At 71.0% G+C, this 15546-nt stretch carries 12 protein-coding genes and 1 riboswitch; of the genes, 7 read left to right on the plus strand and 5 right to left on the minus strand.

Translation table 11 applies throughout. The annotated features are described in order from the left end of the window. The first annotated feature begins 544 nt into the window (after positions 1 to 544). Together POL72_RS33615 and POL72_RS33620 are read left to right on the plus strand one after the other, a co-directional pair. Entirely contained in the window at positions 545 to 2560 is a 2016-nt protein-coding gene (locus POL72_RS33615; RefSeq protein WP_272100872.1) for a sensor histidine kinase, read from the plus strand. Then, positions 2544 to 2921, plus strand: coding sequence for a response regulator (locus POL72_RS33620; RefSeq protein ID WP_272100873.1), 378 nt, complete (start codon positions 2544 to 2546; stop codon positions 2919 to 2921). Before POL72_RS33615 ends, POL72_RS33620 begins: the two co-directional genes overlap by 17 nt. 29 nt (positions 2922 to 2950) lie before the next feature. Here the strand turns inward: POL72_RS33620 and POL72_RS33625 are convergent, their stop codons facing one another. Further along, positions 2951 to 3958: an aldo/keto reductase gene (locus tag POL72_RS33625; protein WP_272100874.1), complete on the minus strand. Its 1008-nt coding sequence runs from the start codon at positions 3956 to 3958 to the stop codon at positions 2951 to 2953. A gap of 57 nt (positions 3959 to 4015) precedes the next feature. On the opposite strand from POL72_RS33625, the gene POL72_RS33630 reads away from it, so the two are divergent. Continuing rightward, the gene (locus POL72_RS33630) at positions 4016 to 4927 is read left to right on the plus strand and encodes a LysR family transcriptional regulator (RefSeq protein WP_272100875.1); all 912 of its coding nucleotides are present in this window, start codon (positions 4016 to 4018) and stop codon (positions 4925 to 4927) included. Between the two features lie 65 nt (positions 4928 to 4992). Here the strand turns inward: POL72_RS33630 and POL72_RS33635 are convergent, their stop codons facing one another. Both POL72_RS33635 and POL72_RS33640 read right to left on the minus strand, forming a co-directional pair. Further along, a complete protein-coding gene (locus tag POL72_RS33635) occupies positions 4993 to 5466 on the minus strand; it encodes a hypothetical protein (RefSeq protein WP_272100876.1) in 474 nt (157 codons plus the stop codon). Between the two features lie 285 nt (positions 5467 to 5751). Then, positions 5752 to 6705 (minus strand): serine/threonine-protein kinase, encoded by a 954-nt coding sequence (locus tag POL72_RS33640; RefSeq protein WP_272100877.1) that lies wholly within the window; start codon positions 6703 to 6705, stop codon positions 5752 to 5754. Positions 6706 to 6795: 90 nt separating this feature from the next. Here POL72_RS33640 and POL72_RS33645 point away from each other — a divergent pair, with 90 nt between their 5' ends. Next, positions 6796 to 7812, plus strand: coding sequence for a lipoyl protein ligase domain-containing protein (locus POL72_RS33645; protein ID WP_272100878.1), 1017 nt, complete (start codon positions 6796 to 6798; stop codon positions 7810 to 7812). Positions 7813 to 7818: 6 nt separating this feature from the next. Here the strand turns inward: POL72_RS33645 and POL72_RS33650 are convergent, their stop codons facing one another. After that, entirely contained in the window at positions 7819 to 9255 is a 1437-nt protein-coding gene (locus POL72_RS33650) for an aminotransferase class V-fold PLP-dependent enzyme (RefSeq protein ID WP_272100879.1), read from the minus strand. Between the two features lie 54 nt (positions 9256 to 9309). Continuing rightward, positions 9310 to 9424, minus strand: a riboswitch (SAM riboswitch). Positions 9425 to 9648: 224 nt separating this feature from the next. On the opposite strand from POL72_RS33650, the gene ggt reads away from it, so the two are divergent. Continuing rightward, positions 9649 to 11580, plus strand: a complete 1932-nt coding sequence (ggt, locus tag POL72_RS33655; RefSeq protein WP_272100880.1) for a gamma-glutamyltransferase — start codon at positions 9649 to 9651, stop codon at positions 11578 to 11580. A 75-nt stretch (positions 11581 to 11655) separates the two neighbouring features. On the opposite strand, the gene POL72_RS33660 is transcribed toward ggt, so the two are convergent. After that, positions 11656 to 12126: an ester cyclase gene (locus POL72_RS33660; protein WP_272100881.1), complete on the minus strand. Its 471-nt coding sequence runs from the start codon at positions 12124 to 12126 to the stop codon at positions 11656 to 11658. A 582-nt stretch (positions 12127 to 12708) separates the two neighbouring features. On the opposite strand from POL72_RS33660, the gene POL72_RS33665 reads away from it, so the two are divergent. Next, positions 12709 to 13701, plus strand: coding sequence for a 3-oxoacyl-ACP synthase III family protein (locus POL72_RS33665; RefSeq protein WP_272100882.1), 993 nt, complete (start codon positions 12709 to 12711; stop codon positions 13699 to 13701). A gap of 35 nt (positions 13702 to 13736) precedes the next feature. Next, positions 13737 to 15494 carry a thiamine pyrophosphate-binding protein gene (locus POL72_RS33670; protein ID WP_272100883.1) on the plus strand — a complete coding sequence of 586 codons (1758 nt, stop codon included), beginning with the start codon at positions 13737 to 13739 and terminating at the stop codon, positions 15492 to 15494. Positions 15495 to 15546 lie beyond the last annotated feature (52 nt).

Here is a 15546-nt window from a genome sequence, read left to right on the forward strand (position 1 = left end):
TGGCTCTATGCGTCGATGACGTGCCGGCGCCGGGCATTCACACTGGAGAGCACTCTTCTGCCATCCGGGCTCGCTCGTGGCGGGGCAGCAGCAGCACCTGCGCGACACGTCCTTTGGTGCACATGGGCGAGGTATAACATGGCCAGTCCCTCCGCGGCTGCGACGAGGCGGGGGCCCTTCCCGCAGGCGGCGCTCCCCGTCCCTGAGCGGCTCCTGGAGCGCGAGCGGCAGCTTGGCGCGCGGGCGGGGAGCGGGCCCGACGGCTTCCTTCACAAGCACGCCCTGATCCGCCCCGAGATCGCCCGGCTCCGTGGGGGAAGCCTTGGAGGCCGCCCGGCTCCACGAGCAGGCCATCGCGGCGGCGCGGGACGGCGCCCGGGAGCCGCCGCGCTCGCCCGAGCGGCGACGTGCCGGCCCGGCGTGACGTCACCAGGTCCGGGGCGCGTACGTTGCCTGCCGGATCGCTGGGGGGCGTCGGTGAGCGTAATTGTGGATTGCTTGACAACCCGATGGCCCTTCGCACGATTCGTCATCGTGGGGGAGCATGCGTACAGGACCCGACGAACACACGGAGCCAGGCGCGCTCGTTGTCGACCATGCCCGCCACCGCGGGCCGGGCGAGCCCGCGCCCGCGGAGCGCGCCGAGCGCGCGGGCCTCGGGCCGCATAAGGCCGCCTCGGGCTGCCCGCCGGAGCAACGTACGGACGAGCTCGGGACGAAGAGCCCTCCGCCGGGGAGCGGCCGAAGAACCCAGTCGAGCACGGCCGCGACCGACATCCCGGCGGACATCGCTCGCAAGTGGCAGGAGATGACCGATCTCCTCGCGGAGATCCTGCGCGTCCCGGCCGCTCTGATCATGAGAGTCGAGCCGCCCGAGATCGTCGTCTGCGCCTCCAGCGAGTCGAAGGGGAACCCTTACGCGCCCAACGAACGCGCGCGCCTCGACACTGGGCTCTACTGCGAGACCGTGATGAAGACCCGAACGCCGCTGCTGGTCCCTGACGCCTCGAAAGACGAGAATTGGACGTCGAACCCGGACATCGAGCTCGGGATGATATCCTACCTCGGTTTCCCGATCACCTGGCCCACAGGGGATATCTTCGGAACCATCTGCGTGCTGGATGACCGCACGAACCATTACAGCAAGGCCTACCAGGCGCTCATGGAGCAGTGTCGCGACGTGATCGAGATGGACCTGAAATCCATCTTCGCCTTCGATGCTCGCCTGACAGAAGAGGCCCGGGCGAAAGAGCGGCTGGAGCAGCAGGTCGCCGAGCGCACCGCCGACCTGCGCCATGCCAACGCCCAGCTCAGGCAGAAGATCGCCGAGCACGAGCGGACGGAGGCGGTGCTGCGGAAGGTCGCGGAGGAGCGCAGGTGCGCGGAGGAGGCGTTGCGCACGAGCCAGGCGCTCCTGCGCGCCATCATCGACAGCTCGACGGCCATCGTCGCCGTCAAGGACATCGAGGGGCGCTACCTCCTCGTCAACCGCCGCTTCGAGGAGCTGTTCGGCGTTGCTCGGGAGGCCATCGTGGGCAAGAGCGACGATGACGTGTTCTCTCGGGAGCACGCCGAGGCGCTTCGCGCTTTCGACCGGCGGGCGCTCCTCGCCGGGACGGCGCTGAAGGACGAAGAGGTGATGCCCGAGGACGACGGCGTGCACACCTATCTCACCATCAAGTTCCCTCTGCGCGACGTCGCCGGCGTCCCGTACGCGGTGGGCGGCATCTCCACGGACATCACGGAGCGGAAGAAGATCGAGGCGGAGCGCGCCCTGGTCCTGGAGCACGAGCAGAGGGCCCGGACCGCCGCCGAAGCAGCGGTGCGGATGCGCGACGACTTCCTGTCGATCGCCTCACATGAGCTCTACACCCCCATCGCGGGCCTGAAGCTCGCCGTGCAAGGCTTGATGCGCGAGGCGACGACGCTCCCCGCCGGCGCGACGAAGCTGGCCAGGATGGCCGAGCGGCAGTGCCAGCGGCTCGTCAGGCTCATCGAAGATTTGCTCGACGTGGCTCGGATCCAGGCAGACAAGCTCGATCTGAAGCTGGGAGACGTCGATCTCCGGGCGCTCTCGCAGGAGGTCGTGGAGAGCTTCGACGTGGAGCTGAAGCAGGCAGGAAGTGCAGTGAGCTGGCGGGCAGACGCTCCCGTGGTGGGTATGTGGGACAGGGCCCGTCTGGAGCAGGTGGTGACGAACCTGGTGCTGAACGCCATCAAGTATGGGAGGGGCAAGCCGATCGAGATCAGCGTCGCGGCCGAGGGCGAGGTGGCCAGGCTGGTCGTCGCCGATCGCGGCATCGGGATCGATGCGGGCTGCGTGCCGTACATCTTCGAACGCTTCGAGCGAGGCGTCTCGGCGCAGCACTACGGCGGGCTCGGCCTGGGGCTGTACATCAGCCGCCAGATCGTGGACGCCCATGATGGCTCGATCCGGGTCGAGAGCGAGCTCGGTGCGGGGGCTGCCTTCATCGTGGAGCTCCCCCTGCGCCGGCGCCGCGACGCTCTGCCGGCCGAGGTGTCTCCGCCGGCTGGAGGTCCCGATGAGCCCGCAGGATGATCATCACGACGGTGTCCTGATCGTCGACGACGACAGCGGATTTCGCGCCGTCGTGGAGGAGCTCTTGCAGGCATTCGGCTACGAGGTCGTGTGCGCGGAAAATGGCGCGGTGGCGCTGGATCTGCTCCGCCGCGGCCTCCGCCCGAGCATCATCCTGCTCGACCTCATGATGCCGGAGATCAATGGCTGGGAGTTCCTCGCGCTCAAGCGACGGGAGCCCGCGCTGGCCGACATCCCGGTGGCCATCCTGTCGGGCGTCGACTCTCTGGAGGCCAAAGCGGCCACCGTGGACGCGTGTGCGCTGCTCAAGAAGCCGATCGATCTCGACACCCTCCTCGCCGTGGTCGCCAAGACCCGATGAGCTCGTGAGCCGCCGCCGCTATCGCGAGGTCACTTCTCGCTGTCGAGCATCGCCATCATGGGCGCGGGGTAGCGGGCGCCGGCGATCTCGTCCGCGGGGACGGCGGCCTCGATCTCGGCGAGGTCGGAGGGCGCCAGCGCGATCTCGAGGCCGGCGAGGGCATCCTCGAGCTGCTTCCGCGTGCGCGCGCCCATCGTCGGGATCACCGTGACGCCCTGCGCGGCGCCCTTGGCGCGGACCCAGGCGATCGCCAGCTGCGCGGGGGTGACGCCGCGCCCCTGGGCGAGGCGAGCGAAGGCGTCGACGAGGGCCTGGTTCTTCCGGGCGTTCTCGCCCGAGAAGCGCGGCAGGTGGGCCCGCATGTCGCCCGCGCCGGACGGCTTGCTCCCGGCCAGCAGGCCGCGCGAGAGCACGCCGTACGCGGTGACCGCGATGCCGAGCTCGGCGAGCGCGGGGAAGATCGTCGCCTCGGGGCTGCGGCTCACGACCGCGTACTCGATCTGGAGGTCCACGATCGGGTGCACCTTCGCGGCGCGGCGGATCGTCTCCGCGCCCACCTCGGAGAGGGCGATGTGGCGGACATAGCCCGCCTTCACCATGTCGGCGATGGCGCCGATCGTGTCTTCGATCGGCACCGCCGGGTCCAGGCGCGAGGGCCGGTAGACGTCGATGTAGTCGACGCCGAGGCGCGACAGGCTATGGGCGAGGAAGCTCTTCGTCGCCATCGGGCGGGCGTCGAAGCCGAGGAAGGTGCCGTCGGGCGCGCGCAGGCCGCCGTACTTCACGCTGAGCACGGCCTTGTCGCGCCGGTCCTTGATCGCCCTGCCGACGAGCATCTCGTTCTTGCCCATGCCGTAGAAGTCGCCGGTGTCGAGGAGGCTCACGCCCCGATCGAGCGCCGCGTGGATGGTCGCGATGCTCTCCGCCTCGTCGCTCGCGCCGTAGGGGCTGCCCCCGGCCATGCTCATGCAGCCGAGGGCGAGGGGGAAGACGGAGGGGCCAGTTTTGCCGAGCTTGGTGGTGTTCGTCGTCGTCATGCCGTCACCCTAGGCGCTCGCGTTTCATTGCTCCAATGAATACTATGTATTCTCGATATGCCTGATATTTATGGAAGGAACCTCGACCTGAACCTGCTCCGCGTCTTCGCCGTCGTCGCGGAGGCAGGCAGCGTCACCGAGGCGGCGAGCCGGCTGTACCTGACGCAGCCGGCGGTGAGCGCCGCGCTCCGGCGCCTGACCACGACGGTCGGCGCGCCGCTCTTCGTGCGGAGCGGGCGTGGGCTCGCGCTGACGAGCCGCGGCGAACGGCTGCGCGCGTCGCTGAGGCCGCACCTCGGCGCCCTGATCGAGGCCGCGCTGGCGCCGCCGACCTTCGACCCGAAGACGTGCGAACGCACCCTGCGCCTCGGGCTCTCCGACACGGCCGAGGTGTGGCTGCTCCCGCCGCTCTTGCGCGTGCTCGAGCGCGAGGCGCCGCGCGTGCGCGTCGTCGCCGTGCCCGTGCAGTTCCGCACCGTGGGCGCGGCGCTCGCGGGCGGCGTCGACGCGGCGATCTCGGTCGCCGACGATCTACCTTCGAACGTCCGCCGGCAGCGGCTCTTGAGGACCGGCTTCACCTGCCTGTACGACCCGCGCCACGCGCGCCTGCGCAAGCTGACGGAGGCCCAGTACTTCGCGCACGATCACGTCATCGTCTCGTACAACGGGGACCTGCGCGGCTTCGTGGAGGACCTGCTCGGCAAGACGCGGAGGATCCGGTGCTCCGTCGCGACCTTCTCCAACCTGGGCGCGCTGATCGACGGCACCGCGATGCTGGCGACCGTGCCCGAGATCGTCGCCGACGACATCCGCGCCGTCAGGCCGCACCTCCGGACCAAGCCCCTGCCGTTCGATGTCCAGCCCGGGTACATGGAGCTGCTCTGGCCCGCCGCCACGGACGACGACGAGGCGTGCAAGTTCGCGCGGGAGAAGATCGTCCAGATCGCGCGGCCGCTGAGCAAGAGATGACCGGCCGTGTGACGACTCGGGCCGGGGCGGGCTCCACCGTAGGAAATCGAGTCAAGGCCCTGCGATCACAGGCCGCAGCCGACCCAGGTGCGCTCGATGGTCTTGTAGTCCTGGTTCATGCCGCTGGCGCTGGGACAGCCGGTCGAGATGATCACCGTGCCCTGGATCTGGCAAGATGACGAGTTCAAGAACGTGCTGTTGCCGGTGGAGATAGGGGCCTGCGGCGTGCCGACCAGGCCGGCCTGCTGCGCGCTCAGCGTCGACCAGGACGCGGTCGAGCTGGGCTTGACCGAGGAGGCGACGAACACGGCGTACTCCATACCGCTCTCGATGCCTGGCACGAACGGGTTGTCCTTGACCTGCCCGGACTGGGACTGGACGGTCGCGGTGCTGGTGGTCTGGCCAAAGGAGATATCGACCTTCGCTTGCAGATGGCTGTTGCACAGATAGACCTGCTGCGAGAAGTTCGGCGGCGGGGCGCTGGCCGAAGCCGCGCTCGTGAACATGAAGAGGGGGAGCGCGAGCACGCGGATTTTCATCGTGATCTCCTGTTTGTTTCGTCGTGGGGACGCGGCGATACCCATCGGCAGCGCCGCGCGCGGGCGATCTCCGCAGAGCCTGCGGGCGCTGGCAAGCGCGCAGCAAGGCTCCGGCAGCGCGTCGACGCGAGCGGCGGGCTCGACGTCCGGCCCAAGCTCGCTCACCCTTCCAGTGCAACCGGCCTTGGCCGGGAGAGGGGTGCCGCGAAGGCGGGGAGATCCTTGATCTTTCTTCCGGCCGTCCCGCCCTCTGGCTCTACCTGGAGCGCTGCCTGCCCCTGGTCCCTACGCCCCCGTCGCCCCGCGCGGCTGCCGCGCCGCGGCCGTCGCATAAGGCGGCTCGCGGCCGGCGCGCACGGCGGCGAGATCGGCGCGCATCGTCCTCGCGTCGGGATAACGCTCCTGCTTGAGGAAGGCGAGGGCGCGGTCGACAACGGCGCACAGGCCGGGCGGCGCCGTGGGGGCGTGCAGCGAAAGGGGCGGCGCCCTCTCCGTGGCGACCGCGATGAGCAGGCGCGCGTCGTCCAGGTTGCCGTGGATCGTGCGTCCCGCGAGCAGCCGGAACATCGTCGCTCCGAGGCCGAAGAGGTCCGTCCGGCCGTCGATCTCGGCGATGAGGCCCAGGGCCTGCTCCGGCGCCATGTAATCGTCGGTGCCGATCGACACGCCCGTCGCGGTCTTCGTCATCTCCGGCATCCCGGCGACGTCCTCGAGCAGCGGGTCGAGGACGCGCGCGAGGCCGAAATCGAGCACCCGCACGCGCCCGTCGTTGCCGATGTGGAGGTTCTCGGGCTTGAGATCGCGGTGAACGACGCCGTGCTCGTGCGCCACGATCAGCACGTCGAGGACCCGCTCGGCGAGCGCGATCACCTGGCCGACGGGGAGCGTCCCGTGCCGGGCCATGCGGTCGAACACGGTCTCTCCCTCGAGCACCTCCATGGCCATGTAGACGAGGCCGTCGTCCGTGGCCGCGGCTTCCAGCACCTGGGGGAGCCCCTCGCAGAGCGGCGCCACGGCGGCCAGCGCGCTCCCGATCGGCCCCTCGCGCAAGAACCGCTTTCGCACCGCCTCGATCTCGGCGAGCTCGGCGTGCAGGAGCTTGACCGCTGCCACGCACCCGTCAGCCCGCCGGCAAAAGAAGACGCTCGCCATGCCGCCGACCCCGAGGACGCTCTCCACCGCCCAGGGGCCGATCCGCGTGCCGACGCGCTGCTCTGCCAGCTCCTCTTCGGTCACCATGGAGCGATGTTACCACCGGCGGCTCCCCGCAGGGCCTCGTCCCGCAGGGCTCCTCCGCGCGCCGAGCTTCACGCCAAGGAGACCCACTCGATGCCCGCCATGCATTCGCTCCCGCCGGTTCATCGTCCTCTCGAGGACGCGCTCGCGCTCGGCCCAGCGCTCCTCGCGCGCGCCCGCGCGGCGGAGGGAGCGCCGTGGCTCGCCGCCAGCCTCGTCGAGGGGCCCGCCGTGGTGCTGGGCGCGGCCCAGCGCGCGGCGCGCGTCGTCGACCTTGCGGCCTGCGCCGCGCGCGGCGCGAAGGTCCTGCGGCGCACCACGACGGGCACCGCCGCTTTCCTCGGCGGGCGCGGCGTCGTGTGGACCCTCGCGCTGCCGCACGCCGCCGCGCTCGCGCCCGACGCCACGGCCCGGACGCTCCTCAACCGCAACGTGCGCGGCTTTCTCAAGGGCTTCTCCCGCGCCGGTGCGCCAGCGCATTACTTCGGGCGCGAGTGGATCTCGCTGCAGCACCGCCCCGCCGCGCTGCTCGGCCTCGACGCCACGCCGGACGGCGCGGTCCTCATCGAGGTCTTCGCGGGTCTCGACGCGGCGCTCGCGATCCCTCCGGATCTCGCGGCGCCGGACGAGCGCGTCGTCGACCGCTGGCTGGGCAAGGCCCCGGCCGCGCTGTGCGACGTCCTTCCGGCGCGCCTCTCGCTCGAAGAGATCGCGCGCGCCGTCGTCGAGGGGGTCGCCCTCCGCGCCGCGCTCCCGCTGATCGGCGGCGGCGAGGCGCCCGAGCTCGCTGCCGAGCGCTTCCAGCCCGTGACCGAGCCCGACGACCCGGTGCCGCCGGGCGTCTCCGCCGCGGCGCTGGCGCGCGTGCCCATCGGCTGGATCGAAGCCGCGGTGGTCTCCGAGGTTCCGCACGTTTCGCCGGCGCGCGCGTGGCTCGGCGGCGACGTCCTCACGGCGCGCTGGCTCCTCGACGCGCTCGGCCGGGGTGATGCGCCGGCGCGCGGCGAGGACGTCGACGCCGAGGCCTCGCCGCTGGAGGGCGCGACCCTCGCCGACCTGCGCGCGCTCGCGCGGCGCGCCCTCGCCGTGGGCCGCGCGCCCGGGGGCTGATCCGCCTCAGAGGGGCGCCTGGCACGGCGCGAGCTGGCTCGCCAGGGGCCCGTCCGCCGCGCCTGCCGCGCCTCCGGCGAGGAGGCCGGCCAGCGCAGGGCGCGGGCGAGGATCCGGATCGGGGACGTATCGCCCTGCGTCGAGGCGATAACGCCAGCGGGGACCCTGGGCGACGAGATCGGCGAGCGCGAGGAGGAACCGATCGACGTCCGCGGCGCTGGTGCCGACGCCGAAGCTCACCCGCACCGCGAGAGGCACCGCCGCGTCGTCGCTCGCCTCCGGCGCGCGATTCCTGGCGAGCGCCATCATGAGCGGGTGCGCGCAGAACGAGCCGTCCCGGACGCCGATGCCGTGCTCGGCGCTCAGGACCGCGGCGACCGCGCCGGGATGGAACCCCCGCACATTGAACGTCACGACGCCGATCCGGGGGCTCGCCGGGCCCCACATCGCGAGTCGCTTGACCGCCGGCAAGGCGTGGAGACCGCGCGTGAGGCGGTCGAGCAGGCTCGCCTCATGCGCCGCCACGGCGGACATGCCCACCGCGGAGAGCGCGCGGCACGCAGCCGCCAGCGACACCGCACCGACCACGTTGGGCGTGCCGGCCTCGTGGCGGTGCGGGCCGCTCGCCCATTCGACGTCGTTGCGCGTGACGCGCCGGACGGCGCCTCCGCCGGCTAAGTAGGGACGCGCGGCATCGAGCCAGTCCCCGCGGCCAACGAGAACGCCGCCGCCGAAGGGGGCATAGAGCTTGTGACCGGACAGCGCGACGTAATCGGCCCCGATCCCGGCGATGTCGATCGCGCAGTGGGGCGCGAGCTGAGCCGCGTCCACGGCGAGCCGCGCCCGGTGGCGATGGGCGACCGCGGCGAGCTCCGGGACCGGCCACAGCTCGCCCGTGACATTGCTCGCCCCCGTCACGGCGAGCAACCGATGGCGCGAGGTCACGTCGCGCAGCGCGTCTTCGGCCCGCATGACCGCCTCCTCCGCGCTCACGGGCACCGGGAGGACGACGCACCGACCGCGCCGCCACGGCAGCTGGTTGGCGTGGTGCTCCGAGGCGAACGTCACCACCGTCGTGTCCTCGGGCAACGCCGCGGCGAGCAGGTTGAGCGCGTCGGTGGTGTTCCTCGTGAACACCACCGTATCCTCGGCGCGCGCTCCCACGAAGGCGCCCACCTCCTGGCGGGCGGCGGCATAGAGCTCCGTCGTCACGGTGGACGCGAACCCCGCGCCGCGATGCACGCTGCTGTACCAGGGAAGGAGCGCCGCGACAGCGTCGAGCACCGAGCGCAGGCAAGGGGCGCTGGCCGCGTAATCGAGGTTCACATAACCCACCTGCTCGCCGGTGACGAGCGGCACCGAGAGGTCCGCCCCGACGACGGGTAAAGGGAAAGCGCCGAAATCGGACGGCGCCGGCGCGCCCGCGTCAGGGCGCGAATCCACGATGGAAGCGATCGACATACCACCTCGCGAGTCCAGGGGACTCCGGGCGACCAGAGTCCGCGCTTGCCTGCCGCACATGCGGCCGGCCAGGTCGTCACCCGGGACACCCCACCGCGGTTCGGAGGGTTGTCGGCCAGCGAGCCGGGGCTACGCGCTGGCGCTCATGACCTGCCGAACCATTACCTCGATTGCTTCGTTGTGGCAAGTACAGACTCGACATTGCACCGGCCCGCTCGGCTGCGAACGCCGGTACGGTGGTTGCATTGTGAATCTCCGGGGCAATGCGATGCCGCACATCGTGGCTCCTGGACAGGGCCCTCACGGCCGACTCTGCCGCACGAAGCGGGGTGTGACCGTGGGCCCTGCGTCCTCCAGCGCATCCCGAGAGAACCCATGACGAAACGCACACTCCTTCTCGCTCTCTTCCTCCTTTGCGCCTCCTGCAGCTCCTGCAGCCCGGACGAGAGGCTCGCTCCGGTGGGCAACGGCGGCTCCACGTCGTCCACGTCGTCCGCGTCGTCCACGTCGGGCGACGCAGGCGCGGAGCCGGACGCCGCCGGGGACGACCCGTTCGCCCAGCTCCCGGAGATCGCGCCGACGGCCACCGGGCGGCGGGGGGCGGCGGCGACGGTCGATCTCCGCGGGACGCTGGCCGCCATCGAGATCCTGAAGCGAGGGGGGAACGCCGTCGACGCCGCGGTCGCCGCGGCGGGCGTGCTCGGCGTGACTGACCCGTTCTCCTGCGGTATCGGCGGCGGCGGCTTCATGCTCGTCTACCTGGCCGGCGAGGGCAAGGTGATCGCCCTGGATCACCGCGAGACGGCGCCGTCCCGGCTCGAGGCGAGGTCCTTTTATGAGAACGGCGCGCCGATCGCCTTCAATGAGCTCGTCACGAGCGGCCTGTCGGTCGGCGTGCCCGGCACGGTGCGGGGCTGGAGCGAGGCGCTCCGCCGCCATGGAACGCTCGGGCTCGGAGACGTGCTGAAGCGGGCCATCCAGGTCGCCGAGGCGGGGTTCGACGTCGACGCGACCTTCTTCGAGCAGACAGGCCGCAACCTCGCGCGATTCCAGGCGATCACGAGCACCAAAAAGCTCTTCCTGGGGCCCGACGGCCAGCCGTGGCCCGTCGGCACGATCTTCAAGAACCCGGATCTGGCCGGCACCTACCGGCTCATCGCCGAGGGGGGAGAGAAGGCGTTCTACGAAGGGCGGGTCGCGGAGGCCATCGTCGCCGCGGTGAAGTCGCCTCCCGTCGAGCCCGGGAGCGCGCTCAACGTCCGGGCGGGGGTGATCGAGCTCCCGGACCTCCAGGGCTACGAGGCCCGCGTCCGCCCCGCGGTCTCGACGACGTACCGCGACACCACCATCTACGGCCTGGGCCTCCCGAGCAGCGGCGGGATCGCCGTCGCGGAGGCGCTGAACCTGCTCGAGGGGTATGACACGGCGACCCTCACGCCGGTCGAGGTGCTGCACCGCTACCTCGGCGCCTCCCGGCTCGCGTTCGCGGATCGAGGCGCCTTCCTCGGCGATCCCGAGTTCGTGGACGCCCCCGTCAAGGGGCTGCTCTCGAAGGACTACGCCGACGCGCGGCGCGCCCTCATCGATCTCGCCGAGGCCCCTTCGGCCGCGGCGGCGCCGGGCGACCCCTACGCATTCCAGAGCGATCCGAGCCCCGCGCCCGGCGGCGCCCCGGCGGCGAGGCGCGGGGGCGCCGGCCCGAAGGACGCGCACGACAACGAGACGACGCACATCACGGTCAGCGACGCGGCCGGGAACATCGTGTCCTACACCTGCACCATCGAGTACGAGGGCGGCAATGGCATCGTCGTCCCGGGGTACGGCTTCCTGCTGAACAACGAGCTCACGGACTTCAACATCCCGCCCGACCCGAGCTCGCCGCACCCCAACGCGGTCGAGCCGGGCAAGCGCCCGCGCAGCAGCATGAGCCCCACGATCGTCCTCAAGGACGGCAAACCCGAGCTCGCGCTCGGCTCGCCAGGCGGGTCCACCATCATCACCACGGTGCTCCAGATCCTCGTCGGTCATATCGATCTGGGCCTCCCCATCGACAAGGCGCTCGCGGCGCCGCGCCTCTCCCAGCGCAACTCGGGCAACGGCGCCACCGACGCGGAGACGGCATTCCTGAGCGCCCCGGAGGCCGAGGGGCTCGCGTCTCTGGGCCACGTCCTCTCCGACGCAGGCACGATGGGAGGCGAGATCGGCGCGGCCACCGCCTTGCGCTTCAACGGCGATGGGACCGTGACCGCGGTCGCCGAGCCGGTCCGGCGCCACGGCGGGAGCGCGATGGTCGAGAAGGAGCGGTGAGCGCCGCGCCCACGCGCCCGCCGCCACCCGCGCCCGGCCCCGACGGCCGCCCCGAGCACCCCCGAGGCGGGGCGCTCAGGGCGCCGGGGGCCACGCGCCGATCTGCGCCAATGCGGTGAACCAGTCCTCGAGGTGCCACGTCCGCGCGATCCGGCCCTCCCGCAGCGCATGAAAATCGTGGCACGGGACGCTGATCTCCCTCCCGCTCGGCGCCACCCCCAAGAACGTGTCTCGATGGGTCCCCGTGAGGACAGACCGGACCGCAGCCCGGCCTGGCTCCTGGAGGATGTCCAGCACCTCGAGCTTCACGTCGGGAAAGGCCTTGAAGAACGCGCGCAGGATGGGCTTGACGCTCTCCGGGCCCACCCCTTGACCGGGGGGCAGCGGGATGTCCTCCCAGTCCTGGGTCACCGCCTCGTCGATGAGCTCCGGCCGCCGCTCGCTGAAGGCGCGGTAGAACGTCAGCAAAGCCGCGCGCTCCGCCTGGACCGCGGTCGCCGCGGCCGCGGCAGGGGCGGTCGGAATGACGGCATCGATGTTCGCCATGGTTGCCTCTTCTCTGTCGGGTGGGACGGCGGATTGACCGCCCCCGGATAGCAAGGGCGTGCCGCTTGGCAATGTGCGCGCCAGCGGGCAGCTACCGCGCCCGCCGGCGCACCTCCCCGCCGCTCGTCCGAACGAGGCGCACAGCGCGCCGCCATCGGGAGAGCGGCAGGGCGAGGCCCGCCGCACGCGGGTGCTGCCGGGGCAGCAGTCGATAAGTAACGCTGATGCTTTAGCAGCAGCGGCCATCGCTTCCCGCGATGGATCGCGGACACTGATTCCGTCCACGCAGAATCCATTGCGGTCGCTCGGCATTGCCGTCGGTGAAGTAGGGCCGAAATCTGCCCGACAAGTCCAGACGACAAATCGGCGTGTCGAGAGGCCGAACGCGGCGAGGGGCAGCAAGCTGTGCGGCACGTTCCTTGTTTACTTGGCCGCGAGTCGAGCGAAGGTGTCGGCGGCCTCGGTCATCCCGGGGAGCGGTGATTGGCTCCGCGCGCCGCTTTGGGTCGCTCGCCGTAGCAGCATTTCGACGCTCGCTCCTCGAGCGCCGCGTCGACCCGCCTGCGCCGGGGAAATTGGATTATGGCGGCTCAGATCATCGATGTTGTCAGCTTCATGCCAGAGCGCCGGGTCGTGAACGAGCCGCCCGAGGGCAGCTCCGAGGACGCGCTGGCGGACAACGCCTTCTTCAGCGGGGTTCACGAGCGGAGGTTCGCCTCGCCGGATTACCTCTCCGAGGACCTCGGCGTGCGCGCCGTCGAGCGGCTCCTCGAGAGGACAGGGATCCTCCCCGAGACGATCGATCTCCTCGTGTGCTCCTGCATCTTCTCCGACACGTTCTGGCCAGGCATCGGCCCTGCGATCCAGCACCGCGTCGGCGCCCGGCAGGCGACGATCCTCAACATCGACACGAGCTGCTCCTCGTACCTGTCGGGGCTCAATACGGCCCGCGCGTTCGTCGAGTCGGGCCAGTACAAGCGCGTCGTCGTGGTGACGGTGACGAACTTCATCTCTCGCCTGCCCGAGTTCCAGAAGTCCCGCCGGTCGTCCGTGCTCGGCGACGGCGCCTCGGCCACGCTCGTGATGCCGGGCGAGGCGTCGATCATCGCCCGCTACGAGCGCTCCCACGGCGAGCACTACGGCCTGTTCCGCTTCGAGCCCGACGTCGTCGACGGGGTGTTCAAGAACTACTGGGAGCGCGGCTGCGGCCCGATCACCGTCAATTTCTCCAGGGACATGGTCGAGGCGATCCGCACGAACGCGCTGCAGCTCGTGCCTGACGCGGTGGGGCGGTGCCTCGCGGAGGCCCGGCTGTCGCCGAGCGACGTCAACCTCCTCATCACCCACCAGCCGAACGAGACGTTCCTCAAGGAGTGGCGCGCCCGGATAGGGATCCTCCCTCCGCGCACGCACGACACCCTGTCGCGTTATGGCAACCTGTTCCAGGGCTCGATTCCGGTCACGCTCGCGGACGCGCTGGAGAGCGGCCGCATTCGACGCGGCGATATCGTCGCGCTCGGGACATTCTCGAACGGCGGAGACTTCGTGAGCTCGATGGTGCTGCGCTGGCAGTAGTCGCCCGAGGTCCACGCACGGAAGGTACACGCTGTATGAAGTTGGCCGACGCGTTGGTCGAGATGCTGAGGGATTGGGACGTTCAATACGTCTTCGGAGTGAGCGGCGCGAACATCGAGCACCTGCACGACGCCATTCATCGGCACGGGCAAGGGAAGCTGGTCTCCGTCCTCGCGAGGACAGAGATGGGCGCCGCGTTCATGGCGGACTGCAGGGCGAGGGTCCACAGGCGCCTCTCGGTCTGCTGCGCGACGTCGGGCGGCGGGATGCTCAACCTGGCTGTCGGGATCGCCGAGTCCTACGCCGAGGCGGTCCCCGTGCTCGCGATCGTCGGCCAGCCCCCGACGTCGCTCGAGGGGCGGGGGGCGTTCCAGGACTCGTCGGGCATCGGCAACTGCGTCGATGCCGTCCTGCTCTGGCGCTCGATCTCGAAGTACGTCGGAAAGATCAGGAGCCCACACGACTTCTGGCCGATGCTGCGCGAAGCGGTCGTGGCGGCGACGTCGGGCCGGCAGGGCCCGGCCGTGCTCCTCGTGCCCCGGGACCTCTTCGATCAGGAGGTCAGCCCGCCCCCGGTCGACTGGCCCTCTGATCTCCAGAGCTTCTGCCGATCGCGGCCGGTCGGGATCGGCGAGGTGATGCCGCTGCTCGAGGCCATCCGCAGCGCGCGCCGCCCGTTGCTCCTCGTCGGCCAGGGGGTGCGCCGCTCCGACGACGCCGGCGCGGTCGAGGCGTTCGCGCGCGCGGTCGGTCTCCCGGTGGTGACCACGATGTCGGCCCGCGCCGACTTTCCGAACGACGACCCGCTGTACCTGGGGACCGTCGGCGCGGCGGGACACCCGTCGGCGCACGCGTACCTGCGCGACGAGGCGGATCTCGTCATCGCCGCGGGCGCGACGCTCGACGTCATGACGCGCGCCGCGGTCGAGAAGAGCTTCAAGGACAAGCGCTTCGTCGTCATCGACGTCGATCCCGAGGCGATCCACCGCGTCCTTCAGCCCGAGATCACCCTGTATGCGGACGTCGGCCGCGCCTTCCGCGCGCTGCTCGATCTCCTGGAGAGGCGCCCGATGTCACCGCTCCCTCCGATCGAAGGGTACACGCGGCGCTGCTACGAGCCCCGCCTCGCGCCGGCCATCCCGGGCGACGACCCGGGCGCCGCGGGGCCCGATACGCTCCTGCAGAGCGAGGCCCTGGCCATCCTGGCGGAGTTCCTGCCGGCGAAGGGCCACGTCGTGCTCGACGCCGGCAACTGCGCCGCCGCGGCCATGCACTACCTCCCCGTCCCGGAGGGCTCGACATCGACGATCGCGCTCGGGATGGGGGGAATGGGCTACTCGATCCCCGGCGCCATCGGCGCGCAGCTCGGGTCGGAGCCCGGGACGCGGACGACGGTCATCTGCGGCGACGGATCGTTCCTGATGCTCGGCCTGGAGGTGCACACGGCCGTCGATCTCGGCCTGCCCATCCTGTTCGTCGTGTTCAACAACGCGATGCACGGGATGTGCGTCACGCGTCAACAGCTCCTCTTCGAGTCCCGGATCGAGGCCGTTCGTTATCCGGAGGTCGACTTCGCGGCCCTCGCGGGCGGGCTCGCCCCGGGCGACCGGCTCTGGGTGGGCTCCGCGTCCACGCCGCAGGAGCTGCGCGAGCGCCTGAGCGATTATCGCGACAACCACCGCGACGTGCCTGGCGTGCTCGATCTGCGGCTCTTGCGCGAGGAGATCCCGCCTTTCGCGCCGTTCCTCGGAGCGGACGCGCCGACGATACCGACGTCGGCGTTCGCGGCATGACAGCGCGCGGAGGCCTCGTCGCGCGGAGATCTCGAGCGAGCTCGCGTTTCCT

The sequence above is a fragment of the Sorangium aterium genome, from assembly GCF_028368935.1.
In the GTDB taxonomy this organism is placed as follows: domain Bacteria; phylum Myxococcota_A; class Polyangia; order Polyangiales; family Polyangiaceae; genus Sorangium; species Sorangium atrum.